Source organism: Gottfriedia luciferensis (assembly GCF_002156865.1).
GTDB classification, from domain to species: Bacteria; Bacillota; Bacilli; order Bacillales; family Bacillaceae_G; genus Gottfriedia; species Gottfriedia luciferensis.
The window spans coordinates 24,323-37,128 of the sequence record NZ_NCTA01000041.1 but is presented as its reverse complement, the minus strand read 5'-3'; the positions used below and the strand labels follow the sequence as shown (position 1 = coordinate 37,128).

Below are 12,806 nucleotides of genomic sequence, written 5' to 3'. Positions count from 1 at the left end.
CAGGATGCTCGCTTTCCATGGGGCGTGAGCTGAGCCTCCTCGGCAAGCCTGCGGGGTCTCACCCTTCCCGCTACTCCCATAGGAGTCTCCCACCTTCCACTCCAATCAATGTCTTTAAATTGTATAAAATCTTTTTCAAATATGTATTTTGTAAAAAATCAACAATTAACATTAACAGAGCCTTAAAATAAATTATCTGTCCCATTCATTTGCTAAAATTGAGTAAACGAATGTATTGTGCGCTTTTTTACCTTGGATTAAATAATCTCTTAATAAACCTTCTTTCATAAAACCTATCTTTTCTAACAGCATTTGGGAAGGTATATTTTCTGGAAAGACGATTGCACCTATTCGATTAAGCTGTAGAATATCAAAGCCATATGATAATAATGCTTTTATTGCTTCAGTTGCATAACCTTTTCTCCAATAATCAGGATGTAATTCATATCCGAGCTCGGCCCTTTTGTTTCGTACTTGATAAGCATTAAAGCCACACGAGCCAATTAATTGATTTGTTTCTTTTTCGATAATTCCCCAGCGAATTCCACTTTGTGTTTCATACATTTCTCTAAAATAATGAATGATTTCCAATACTTCACTACTATTTTTTACTGCTTCAAGACCATAATACTTTGTTACTTCTTCTCTTGATAAGATTGAAAACATCCGATTTATATCTGTTACATTAATTTCTCTTAAATAAAGGCGCTCAGTGGTTATGATTGGAAACATACTCGAATGGTGGCCTCCTCTATAATTTGTATAGGCTTTTAAAAAACGTAATAAATTCGAACGAAGTTAAAATCTTCTATAGATTAGGATTAGGTTTAGAGGAAGAGTTTATTTATAATGTTAATGTATAAAATCACTATTTTGTCTTTATTTTCGACAGCACAGTATTTTTTTCCTTCTTCTTTATATGGTACAATGGAATACATGTAAAAAGGGGAGAAAACCATGTACGAATACATAATTGGAAAGATAGAATGGGTTGGACCAGAATATATTGTTATCGATCATAATGGAATGGGCTATCAATTATTTACGCCTAATCCATATGTTTTTAGACCTTCAAATGACATTTTAAAAGTATATACACATCTTTATGTACGTGAAGATGTCATGATGTTATATGGCTTTAAAACACTTGATGAGCGAACTTTATTTCAAAAATTATTAAGTGTATCTGGAATAGGTCCAAAAGGTGCATTGGCAATTGTTGCTACAGGTGAGCCTGCTCAAATTGTACAAGCAATTGAGGAAGAGGATGAAGCGTTTTTAACGAAATTCCCAGGTGTAGGTAAAAAAACTGCAAGGCAAATGATTCTAGATTTAAAAGGGAAACTTGAAAAAGTGTTTGGAACGGTTCAGGTAGATTTATTTACAGACTTAGATGCTATAGAAGAGAAAGAAAATGCAGCATCTTCACTAGATGATGCAATTGAAGCGTTAAAAGCACTAGGTTATGCTGAAAAGGAAGTTAAAAAGATTGTCCCTTTATTGAAAAATGAGACACTTTCAACAGATGAATATATTAAAAAAGCACTTCAATTATTATTGCAAGCTAAGAGGTGATGTAAATGGATGACCGAATTTTATCAAGTGAAAGTCACGGAGAAGAATTTGATCAAGAGCTATCACTTAGACCCCAAAATTTAAGAGAATATATTGGGCAAGATAAAGTTAAAAAGAATTTGCAAGTCTTTATAGAAGCTGCAAAAATGCGAAATGAGTCATTAGATCATGTCCTATTATACGGTCCCCCTGGTTTAGGTAAAACTACACTAGCAGCAATTATTGCGAATGAGTTAGGTGTTGGTTTTAAAACTACATCTGGTCCTGCAATTGAGCGTCCTGGTGATTTAGCTGCGATTTTAACATCGCTTCAACCCGGTGATGTATTATTTATTGATGAAATTCATCGATTACCGCGAACAGTGGAAGAGGTTCTGTATCCAGCAATGGAAGATTTTTTCTTTGATATCGTCATAGGCAAGGATGCTACTGCACGTTCTGTAAGAATCGATTTACCACCGTTTACATTAATCGGTGCCACAACGAGAGCTGGTTTGCTTTCTGCTCCACTTCGAGATCGTTTTGGCGTATTAAATCGTTTAGAATTTTATACAGTTGAACAGCTTGCATTAATCGTTAAAAGGACAGCAGAGCTATATGGAATGGAAATTGAGAAGGACGCTACTTTAGAGGTTGCTAGAAGGTCACGAGGAACGCCACGTATTGCAAATCGTCTTTTAAGAAGAGTTAGAGATTTTGCACAAGTTCAAGGCAGTGAAATCATTACGTATGAAATTGCTAAAAATTCTCTAATTCAAATGCAAGTGGATGAAGTTGGTCTTGATCACATTGATCATAAATTATTACTAGCGATTATTGAACGCTTCCGTGGTGGCCCTGTCGGAATTGATACGATTGCAGCTTCAATTGGAGAAGAATCACAAACAATTGAAGATGTTTATGAACCATATTTACTTCAAATTGGCTTCCTTCAACGAACGCCGCGAGGTCGAATTGTCACTGATTTAACATATAAACATTTTGGATTACAGGTACCAGGCCAATGATTGATCTATCAAAAGTGTTAATAACAATAGGCATTGTATTATTGGTAGTTGGATTGTTTATTCGTTTTGTTGGTAAACTACCTGGTGATATTTTTATTAAAAAAGGAAATGTATCATTTTACTTTCCAATTGTTACTTGTATTATCATAAGTATTTTACTTTCACTTATTTTTTCCCTTTTTGGGAGAAAATGATAAAACAGGGTTAAGGAAAAGATAGGGTTAGAGAATAGGAAAAACGAAAGGCATGAAAAATCGTTATTCCTTTTCCCTTGCCCCTGAAATATAAGAGGTGTAGAAATGGATGTAAATTTATTTGATTTTTATTTACCAGAAGAATTGATTGCTCAAACACCATTATTGAATCGTGAAGCGTCTAGGCTAATGGTATTAAATAAAGAAACTGGGCAAGTCGAGCATAAGCAATTTCCTGATGTGTTAGATTATTTACAAGAGGGTGATTGCTTAGTATTAAATGAAACGAAAGTAATGCCAGCTAGACTTTTTGGAGAAAAAGAAGATACAGGTGCTCAAATAGAAGTTTTATTACTTCAACAAGAAGAGCAAGATGTTTGGGAAACATTAGTTAAGCCTGCTAAAAGAGTTAAAGAAGGTACTGTTATTTTATTTGGAGATGGCAGATTAAAAGCAGAGTGTGTAGGATCAAGTGATCAAGGTGGAAGAAAATTAAAATTCCAATATGATGGAATTTTTTACGAAATACTTGATCAACTAGGTGAAATGCCATTACCTCCTTACATAAAAGAAAGATTAGAGGACCGAGATCGATATCAAACAGTATTTGCAAAAGAAATTGGTTCTGCAGCTGCACCAACAGCAGGGCTACATTTTACAAAAGAGCTGTTATCAAAAGTCCAAGAAAAAGGTGTAAAGCTGGCATTTATCACATTGCATGTAGGTTTAGGTACATTTAGGCCTGTTAGTGTAGAATCAATTGAAGAACATGATATGCATGCAGAATATTATTATATGTCTGATGAAACGGCAACACTATTAAACGAAACGAAGGCAAACGGCGGTAGAATCATTACTGTTGGGACTACTTCGACTCGTACAGTAGAAACGATTGCAACCGCTAATGATGGTAAGTTTATAGGAAGTAGTGGTTGGACGTCTATCTTCATTTATCCAGGATATCGATTTATGGGAATTGATGGAATGATTACCAACTTCCATTTACCGAAATCAACTCTAATTATGTTAATTAGTGCCCTAGCTGGAAGGGAAGCTGTTTTATCTGCTTATAATGAAGCGGTTGAGCAAAAATATCGCTTTTTTAGCTTTGGCGATGCTATGTTAATACTTTAAGAATTGAAAGGAATCGAAAAATGACAGCAATTCGTTATGAACATATTAAAACTTGTAAGCAAACAGGTGCTAGATTAGGAATTGTCCATACACCTCATGGATCATTTGAAACACCTGCATTTATGCCAGTTGGTACATTAGCAACTGTTAAAACAATGTCTCCTGAAGATTTAAAAGCAATGGGAGCGGGAATCATATTAAGTAATACGTATCACCTATGGTTAAGACCAGGACATGAGATCATAAAAAAAGCTGGTGGTCTTCATAAGTTTATGAACTGGGATCGAGCAATTTTAACGGACTCAGGCGGTTTTCAAGTATTCAGCTTAAGCCAATTCCGTAAAATTGAAGAAGAAGGCGTGCATTTTAGAAATCACTTAAATGGTGATAAATTATTCCTTTCACCTGAAAAAGCGATGGAAATTCAAAATGCATTAGGATCAGATATTATGATGGCGTTTGATGAATGTCCACCGTATCCTGCAGAGTATGATTACATGAAGCGCTCTGTTGAAAGAACTAGCAGATGGGCAGAACGTTGTTTAAATTCTCATCAAAGACCAGAAGACCAAGGATTATTTGGAATTGTACAAGGTGGGGAATACGAGGATCTGCGTAAACAGTCTGCGAAAGATCTAGTTTCTTTAGATTTCCCAGGCTATGCAATCGGCGGATTATCAGTTGGTGAACCGAAGGATGTAATGAATAGAGTATTAGAGTTTACGACACCATTACTTCCAACAAATAAACCTCGTTATTTAATGGGAGTAGGTTCTCCAGATTCTCTAATTGATGGAGCAATTCGTGGGGTAGATATGTTTGATTGCGTGCTTCCAACTCGTATTGCACGAAATGGTACTTGTATGACAAGTGAAGGACGACTAGTTATTAAAAATGCAAAATACGCAGAGGATTATTCACCGCTTGATCCAAATTGTGATTGTTATACTTGTAAAAACTACACTAGAGCGTATATACGTCATTTAATTCGATGTGAAGAAACATTCGGAATGAGATTGACTACTTATCATAACTTGCATTTTCTGTTACAATTAATGGAACAAGTTCGCCAAGCAATCCGCGAAGACCGTTTAGGTGATTTCCGAGAAGAATTCTTTGAACAATACGGTTTTAATAAGCCGAATGCTAGGAACTTCTAAATTATACATATTGAAAGGAAGATTAAGATGAGTAATGGTTTAATGGGGATTTTACCACTAATATTAATGTTCGTAATTTTCTACTTCTTACTAATCCGTCCACAACAAAAGCGTCAAAAGCAAACGGCTGCTATGCAAGCTGGAATTGCTAAAGGTGATATGGTTGTTACAATCGGTGGATTACACGGTTTAGTTGATGCAGTAAACGAAGAAAATAATACAATTACATTAAAAACAACTGATGGTTCACGTATGGTATTTGAAAAAAGCGCTATTCGTGAGACAAGAACACAAGCTTAATTAGAATGATAAGTAACGCTAGATTCATTACGAATCTAGCGTTTTGTTATTTTACATTAAGAAAGAATATTCGACGTAGTTACTAATCTAAAGGCTCACCAATCTTCGACTTTTCCTTATTCAAATTAATTTTTGTACGATTTATTGCTTGCTGCGTTTACTCCAAAAATTGATCCTAACATACAGACTGCTAAGAAAATTGCATGGTACGTCAATTGTTCTTTTGAAAAAGAACGATCATATCCTAAATATTGTACAAAAAATACAAATACTGAATACATTCCACTTGTAAGTAAGCCAAGTAGCCAACCTTTTTCTTTCCCTTTTGCCCCAGTAACAAATCCGCCAATTAACATGACTATGAATGATAATACTAGTGTTGTTGTTGAGACACTAGATTCTGTAAGTGAAGTTAATCTAAGTAATAATGATAAAATTAAACTAATTGACAATACTAATAATAAAATAGTCAAAAAACCATAAGAGACAGCTACTGCTGTTTTTTTCATTCATATTCCCCCTTGTACACTCTTTTAATACAAGCATATTCATGAGATGAATTTTTAGAATAGTTATAGAGTAATTACAAATAGTAAAATTATGGTCAAAATTGAAATTGGAATTTATGAATGGTAAAGATACTGAGTAACTAAGTAAAAATGAATTTGTTATTTGAAAAACGACATTGTGAGGGTATGTAAAATGGAATTTGGTTCGATGACGATCCGTACGATAATGATCTATTTAATCATTGCTTTTTTCTTTCGCATTATGGGAAAAAGAGAAATTGGCGAGTTAAGTTTATTAGATTTAGTCGTTTATATATTATTAACTGAAATAGCAGCTATAGGGATTGAAACCCTTGATGAACCGATTGTTAAAGTTGTATACCCAATGTTCTTAATTGTATTGATTCAAATCATTTTTTCGTTAATTTCTCTTAAAAGTGTTAAATTTAGAAAAATATTAGATGGTAAGCCAGTATTACTCATTAGTAAAGGGAAAGTATTAGATAAAGAAATGAGAAGACAAAGATATACTTTCGATGATCTATTACTCCAATTACGGGAAAAGGACATTGGCGATGTAAGAGATGTCGAATATGCAATACTTGAACCAACAGGGAAGTTATCTATTTTTAAAAAGGAATTAAATGGTGATATAAACTATAGTTCGCTAACTTTTCCATTAATATTAGATGGAGTTGTTCAAGAGGATAATTTAAAACAGTATAAGAAAGATAAAGTATGGCTATTGCTACAATTAAAAAAACATGGGTTTCATGATTTTAATGAAATAGCTTTTTGCAGTGTACGAAATGGAGAAATATTTTTTGATAAAAAAGATGTTTAGGCCGAACGGCATTAAGTGCAGGATTAAGTGCAGGGTTTAGGGAAAGCAGGAAGTGCAGGAAGAAATAAACCATAAGAAACTTTTTCCTTTCACTTTCCCCTTGAACCTGCTTTTCCTTGTTCCTGCTCTTAAGTGGAAATTAACATTATTTAACTTCCTTTACGAAAATTTAGTAATTATTTAACAAGATTATTTTTCAACAGCTTGAAACCACAAGGAACTTTTTCCTTGTGGTTTTGTTATTGTAAAAAGTGTTAACAGTTCACTTTGTATTATCTTGTAATAAGTTTCTTAAAGAATGGGATTCGGATGATTTCGTCTTTCTTAATTAGGTTGAAGAGTAGAACTAATAGGATATACATTAATGTGACAACTGAGATACTTGCTAAGGTTTGTACTAATAATGAGGATGAAAAGACTACATACTGTTTGATGAACTTTCCGACATAAATACATGCTCCTAAAACAATGAGACAATACGCATAGTCTTTGACAAAGATTGAAAAATTGATAGCTTTTAAAACTGTGAAATAATGAAGAACGGTAATTGTTACAATACTAATATTCATTGCTAAGGCAACACCATTAATACCGAATTTAGGGTTGGTTGCTAATAATAAAATACTTGCGATTTTCACGACGGAGCCGACAAAACTATTGATCATTGCAGAATTTGCAAGATTAAGTGCCTGTAGAACTGCTTGTAAAGGCCCTTGAAAATAATAAAAAATAAAACAAGGTGCTAAAATTAAGATAAAATGAGTAGCTTGGTCACTTTTGTACATTAACGTTAAAATTGGTGAAGCAAATACATATAAAATAACGACAGACCAGCCACCTGCTATCATTGAGTAGCGGAGAGATTGTTGCAATCTTCTTTCAACAGTAAGTCGATCCTTTTTAGCCATTGCTTCACTTATTGCTGGAACAAGTGAGGTAGAGAGAGCATATGTAATAAACGCTGGTAAAAGTAATAAAGGTAAGGCATAGCCTGAAAGTAGTCCATATTGTTTTGTTGCGACAACTGCAGTGACGCCAGCAATTGCTAAACTTTGCGAGACAACAATTGGTTCTAAAAACATTGAGATTGATCCAATTAATCGACTACCTGTTGTTGGTAATGCAATACTAAGTAAGTCACTAAGTGTTTTTCTCCCATCTTTTAGATGATCCTTAAAACCTGAAACGAACTTTGCATTTTTTTCCTTTTTAAAAACATATAGCATGTACAGTAAAGATGTTAGTTCACCAAATACAGCGGATATAATTGCACCACTTGCGGCAAATTCCACACCATAAGGTAAAAATGTTTTCGTACAAACTGCAACTAGCACAATACGTACTACTTGTTCAATAACTTGAGAGAAAGAAGAAGGACGCATATTTTGAACGCCTTGAAAATATCCACGTAAAACTGAGGAAATTGCAATTATTGGTACGACAGGTGCAATTGCAATTAGTGGGTACATTGTTCGTTGGTCTGTTAATAAATTCTTAGCAATATAAGGTGCGAAAAGTATCATTGCTGTCGTAAATATAATGCTTAATATGCCTGTGATTGACATCGATACGGCTAGGATTTTTTTTATACGGTCTTGTCTATTTTGAGCTACTGCTTCAGCAATTAATTTCGAAATGGCAATAGGTAATCCGAGCTGCGTGAGTGTCATCACTAAAAATAGTGTTGGGACAGCCATCATATATAATCCTACGCCCTCTTCGCCCATAATTCTAGCAACTACAATTCGATTAAAAAATCCTAATATTCTTGTGATGAGTCCTGCAATAAGTAAAAAAAACGTTCCCCTTAAAAACGTTTGCTTTGTCATCTCGTTTACCACCTTCTCAAACAGCCTAGAATGATTTACAATTATATATATGCTAGAAAAGTAGCCAAGCATGACAAGTTCGTTCAACATCTAGAAAATGAAATATTATGTTCTATAATCATTTTTCTAAAAATACAGAAAATTAGGAGGGCAGAGTATGTCGACATTTCATGAACAAGTCGCAGAGTTTAAACCGAAGTTACAAATAGTGATTGATAGTAAATTAGATGAGTTTAAAATGCTTGGATTCGATACTGTCAGTGAAGATGAGTTGTGGGAGTGTCTCGAAAAAACTTTGTGGCGAAAAAAAGAGGAAGAAGCAAAACTTTTTCAACTTGTAGAAGACATACTCTCGTTAACGGTAAACGATTATATGAATTACATTCGAATCGAATCATTTAAATCTCCTACATGGCAGTTTGGGGAGTCAATTTAACCATTAATTGACAATGAAAAAAATCCATTTGTATAATGAAAGAATGAATACATACCATTTATTACTAGAACTTGAACTAGTTAGAGGAGGAAATTCACAACATGGTGAAGCGTAACAGAATTGTTGCCTTCTTCTTAATTATTGCTGTATTAGCAGCGGTAATTGGTACAACTGTATTTGGTACTGCGAAAAACATTAAGTTAGGTCTAGACTTACAGGGTGGTTTCGAAGTACTTTATAAAGTTAAACCGATTAAGAAGGGTGACAAAATTAACAAAAACGTCTTAGTAAGTACAGCAAAGGCACTAGAAAAGCGTGTAAACGTTTTAGGTGTAAGTGAACCGAACATTCAAATTGAAGGGAAAGATCGTATTCGTGTTCAATTGGCTGGTGTAAAAGATCAGGCAAAAGCACGTGATATACTTTCGACTGAAGCGAATTTAACAATTCGTGATGTAAATGATAAAGTTCTAATGACTGGAGCAGATCTTAAAGAAGGTGCTTCTAAGCAAACATTTGACCAAATGGGTAAACCAAGTGTAGCCATTACATTTAAGGATGCAAACAAAGTAAAAGATGTAACAAGTAAAGTGCTACAAATGGGTGCACCAAATAATATGATGGTTATTTGGTTAGATTTCAAAGAAGGTGAAGATTCTTTCAAGAAGGAATCAGCGAAGGCAAAACCTAAATTCTTATCTGCAGCAAGTGTAAATCAAGTGTTTACTGACGATTCACTATCAATTGTCGGGTCTACTTTTACAGTTCAAAGTGCAAAAGAACTATCAGATTTATTAAATGCAGGTGCTCTTCCTGTTCACCTTGAAGAAATGTATTCTACATCAATTGGAGCAAAATTTGGAACAGATGCACTTCATGAAACAATTTTTGCTGGAATTATTGGTGTAGCAGTAATTTTCTTATTTATGTTATACTTCTATCGCTTACCAGGTTTAATAGCTAGCATCATGCTAGTTGCGTATACATATGTAACATTACTTGTTTTTGATGCGATGAATGCGGTGTTAACACTCCCAGGTATTGCGGCATTGATACTTGGTGTTGGTATTGCAGTTGATAATAATATTATTACTTTTGAGAGATTAAAGGACGAGCTTAAACTAGGGAAGTCTGTAGCATCAGCATATCGTGCTGGTAACCAACGTTCATTTGGTACTATTTTTGATGCAAACATTACGACGCTACTTGCTGCTGCAGTATTATTCTCTTTTGGTACAAGCTCAGTTAAGGGATTTGCAACAAGTTTAATCGTAAGTATTTTAGTAAGCTTTTTAACTGCGGTTTTCGGAACTCGTTTATTACTTTCGTTATTAGTTCAAAGCCGTTACTTAAATAATAAGAAAACTTGGTTTGGTATTAAACAAAGTGAAATTCTTGGTTTAAATCATAACTTAGCACATCCTCCTACAAAATTTGATAAATACGATTTTGTAAGCATTGGACGTAAGTTTGTCTACTTCTCAATCGTAACATTAATTGTTGGAGTAATAATTCTTTCAGTTTTCCGTCTGAATTTAGGAATTGATTTCGCAAGTGGTACACGTGTAACATTTGAATCGAAATCAGCTATTACAAAACAAGTCGTTACTAGCGAATTGTCAAAAATGGACCTTAAACCTGAAAGTATTACGATTTCTACGAATGGTGCAAAAGCAGGTTCAATAGCATTTAAAGGTGTATTATCAAAAGATCAAATTAATACATTGAAAAAAGATTTTACAACTAAATTTGGATCTGAACCAAACGTTAGTACTGTAGATCCAGTTGTTGGACGTGAATTAGCTGCTAATGCAATTAAAGCATTAATCATTGCTTCAGCAGGTATTATTCTTTACGTATCGATCCGTTTCCAATTCTCATATGCAATTGCCTCTGTAATAGCTTTACTACATGATGCATTCTTCATCGTTGTAGTATTTAGTGTATTTAGATTAGAAGTAGATATAACTTTCATTGCAGCTGTATTAACGATCGTTGGTTATTCAATTAATGACTCGATTGTTACATTTGACCGAGTTCGAGAAAATATGAAACTTAAGAAGAAGATTCGTACGAAAGAAGAATTGAATGAAGTTGTTAATGAATCAATTCGTCAAACATTAGGTCGTTCTGTAAAAACAGTTCTTACTGTATTATTAGCAGTGTTAGCATTGCTTTTATTTGGAAGTCATGCAATTCTAAACTTCACAATCGCATTATTAGTAGGACTAGTTGTTGGAACATATTCTTCAATCTTTATCGCTTCACAAATTTGGTTATATATTAAAGGTCGCCAACTTGAAAAAAATCAGGTTATAGAGACTGAAGAAGCAAAATAAATTATAAAAAAGTATAAGCATTTGCTTATACTTTTTTTATGCTGTTGAAAAAAATGAGTGATGTTCATTTCCACTACAGGATTCTCGCTTTCCATGGGGCGAAACCTGAGCCTCCTCGGCAAGCCTGCGGGGTCTTTAGCCTTTCCGCATTTCCCATAGGAGTCGAGCACCTTTCGTTCCAATCAACTTATTCTTCTATAAAAGTATTCATAAAAAAAAAACCGATTTAAAAATCCTTTACATAGAACAAATTAAGAATCACTTTGAACGACAAATTCAAAAAAAAGCTTATTCATTAATAGATCATCAAAAAATAATAACTATCATCAATACTATTCACTTAATGCCCTTATTTCTATTGAACGAAATCTATTTCAACACTCCAAAATCACATAAATAGGACTTTGTCTACACATTAAAACGACTTTCAATTTTTTAAAAGTCGTTTTAGCTGTTAAAAGTTGAAACAAGGAAAGGCAGGATCGAGAAATCCTTCCTGCCTTTCCCTATTCATTCTTATTCATTAAATTACCATCCGATATAATCTCTTTTAAAAAAGCAATCACTTCATCTTTAATATCTTCTCTATGGATAGCAAAATCAATTGTAGCCATGATAAAACCTATTTTATTACCAATATCGTATCGTCTGCCTTCGAAGTTATACGCTAATACCGTTTGACTTTTGTTTAATTCATTTATCGCATCTGTTAGCTGTAATTCACAGCCTTGTCCTACAGAAAGATTAGATAAAATATCAAAAATCTCTGGAGTGAGTATATATCTCCCCATAATTGCATAATTAGAAGGAGCATCTTTTAAATTTGGCTTTTCTACAAGATACTCAACTTGAACTAGATTCGTATTCTCGTAAGTATTGTCTTTTGGCTTAATAACACCATATTTGCTCACATCTTGATCTGGAACATGCTGTACAGCAATAACTGAATTTTGATGTTCTTCAAAAACAGTTATGATTTGTTCTAAGCAAGGTGTAGAAGACATGACAATATCATCTCCTAATAATACTGCAAATGGTTCATTGCCAATAAAGCTCTTTGCACATAGTATTGCATCACCTAACCCTTTTGGTTCTTTTTGACGTACATAAAAAATTTTTACCATGTTTGAAATTTTCTGTATTTCTTCCAAAATTACAAGTTGATTTTTACGTGATAGCGCTTCTTCTAACTCATATGATTTATCAAAATGATCCTCAATCGATCGCTTGCCTCTGCCACTAATAATAATAATTTCCTCAATTCCGGAAGCTACTGCTTCTTCTACAATATATTGAATAGTTGGCTTATCAACAATCGGTAACATTTCCTTTGGCTGTGCTTTAGTTGCCGGTAAAAAACGAGTCCCGAGTCCAGCAGCGGGAATAATAGCCTTGCGGATTTTCATTATGCTTGCCTCCAAAACATTGTTCATTGTATTTTATATGTTATTAAAAGACTACTTGGAACCATATAAGCCT

The 12,806-nt window shown here is 34.0% G+C and carries 13 protein-coding genes; 9 read left to right on the top strand and 4 right to left on the bottom strand.

Annotated features, from left to right (window positions below):
* Nucleotides 1-192: 192 nt before the first annotated feature.
* On the bottom strand, nt 193-732 hold the full coding sequence (locus B7R67_RS18630; protein WP_088072497.1) for a GNAT family N-acetyltransferase: 540 nt from the start codon (nt 730-732) through the stop codon (nt 193-195).
* Nucleotides 733-957: 225 nt separating this feature from the next.
* Here B7R67_RS18630 and ruvA point away from each other — a divergent pair, with 225 nt between their 5' ends.
* From ruvA to yajC, 6 genes are all read left to right on the top strand, one after another.
* On the top strand, nt 958-1,575 hold the full coding sequence (gene ruvA, locus B7R67_RS18625) for a Holliday junction branch migration protein RuvA (protein ID WP_088072496.1): 618 nt from the start codon (nt 958-960) through the stop codon (nt 1,573-1,575).
* Between the two features lie 5 nt (nt 1,576-1,580).
* Nucleotides 1,581-2,582, top strand: coding sequence for a Holliday junction branch migration DNA helicase RuvB (ruvB, locus tag B7R67_RS18620; RefSeq protein WP_088072495.1), 1,002 nt, complete (start codon nt 1,581-1,583; stop codon nt 2,580-2,582).
* Complete coding sequence (locus B7R67_RS18615) at nt 2,579-2,776, top strand: DUF2905 domain-containing protein (RefSeq protein WP_088072494.1); 198 nt, start codon at nt 2,579-2,581, stop codon at nt 2,774-2,776. Before ruvB ends, B7R67_RS18615 begins: the two co-directional genes overlap by 4 nt.
* 105 nt (nt 2,777-2,881) lie before the next feature.
* Entirely contained in the window at nt 2,882-3,910 is a 1,029-nt protein-coding gene (gene queA / locus B7R67_RS18610; protein WP_088072493.1) for a tRNA preQ1(34) S-adenosylmethionine ribosyltransferase-isomerase QueA, read from the top strand.
* A gap of 20 nt (nt 3,911-3,930) precedes the next feature.
* Nucleotides 3,931-5,070, top strand: a complete 1,140-nt coding sequence (tgt, locus tag B7R67_RS18605; RefSeq protein WP_088072492.1) for a tRNA guanosine(34) transglycosylase Tgt — start codon at nt 3,931-3,933, stop codon at nt 5,068-5,070.
* Nucleotides 5,071-5,097: 27 nt separating this feature from the next.
* Nucleotides 5,098-5,370, top strand: coding sequence for a preprotein translocase subunit YajC (gene yajC / locus B7R67_RS18600; RefSeq protein WP_235822209.1), 273 nt, complete (start codon nt 5,098-5,100; stop codon nt 5,368-5,370).
* Between the two features lie 125 nt (nt 5,371-5,495).
* Here yajC and B7R67_RS18595 read toward each other — a convergent pair whose 3' ends face one another.
* The gene (locus B7R67_RS18595; RefSeq protein WP_088072491.1) at nt 5,496-5,879 is read right to left on the bottom strand and encodes a TIGR04086 family membrane protein; all 384 of its coding nucleotides are present in this window, start codon (nt 5,877-5,879) and stop codon (nt 5,496-5,498) included.
* 193 nt (nt 5,880-6,072) lie between these two features.
* On the opposite strand from B7R67_RS18595, the gene B7R67_RS18590 reads away from it, so the two are divergent.
* Nucleotides 6,073-6,723 (top strand): DUF421 domain-containing protein, encoded by a 651-nt coding sequence (locus B7R67_RS18590; RefSeq protein WP_088072490.1) that lies wholly within the window; start codon nt 6,073-6,075, stop codon nt 6,721-6,723.
* A 272-nt stretch (nt 6,724-6,995) separates the two neighbouring features.
* Here B7R67_RS18590 and spoVB read toward each other — a convergent pair whose 3' ends face one another.
* Complete coding sequence (gene spoVB / locus B7R67_RS18585) at nt 6,996-8,552, bottom strand: stage V sporulation protein B (protein WP_088072489.1); 1,557 nt, start codon at nt 8,550-8,552, stop codon at nt 6,996-6,998.
* 157 nt (nt 8,553-8,709) lie between these two features.
* On the opposite strand from spoVB, the gene B7R67_RS18580 reads away from it, so the two are divergent.
* Together B7R67_RS18580 and secDF are read left to right on the top strand one after the other, a co-directional pair.
* On the top strand, nt 8,710-8,988 hold the full coding sequence (locus B7R67_RS18580) for a post-transcriptional regulator (RefSeq protein WP_088072488.1): 279 nt from the start codon (nt 8,710-8,712) through the stop codon (nt 8,986-8,988).
* A 101-nt stretch (nt 8,989-9,089) separates the two neighbouring features.
* Complete coding sequence (gene secDF, locus B7R67_RS18575; RefSeq protein ID WP_088072487.1) at nt 9,090-11,327, top strand: protein translocase subunit SecDF; 2,238 nt, start codon at nt 9,090-9,092, stop codon at nt 11,325-11,327.
* A gap of 506 nt (nt 11,328-11,833) precedes the next feature.
* Here secDF and galU read toward each other — a convergent pair.
* Nucleotides 11,834-12,733: a UTP--glucose-1-phosphate uridylyltransferase GalU gene (gene galU, locus B7R67_RS18570; RefSeq protein ID WP_088072486.1), complete on the bottom strand. Its 900-nt coding sequence runs from the start codon at nt 12,731-12,733 to the stop codon at nt 11,834-11,836.
* Nucleotides 12,734-12,806 lie beyond the last annotated feature (73 nt).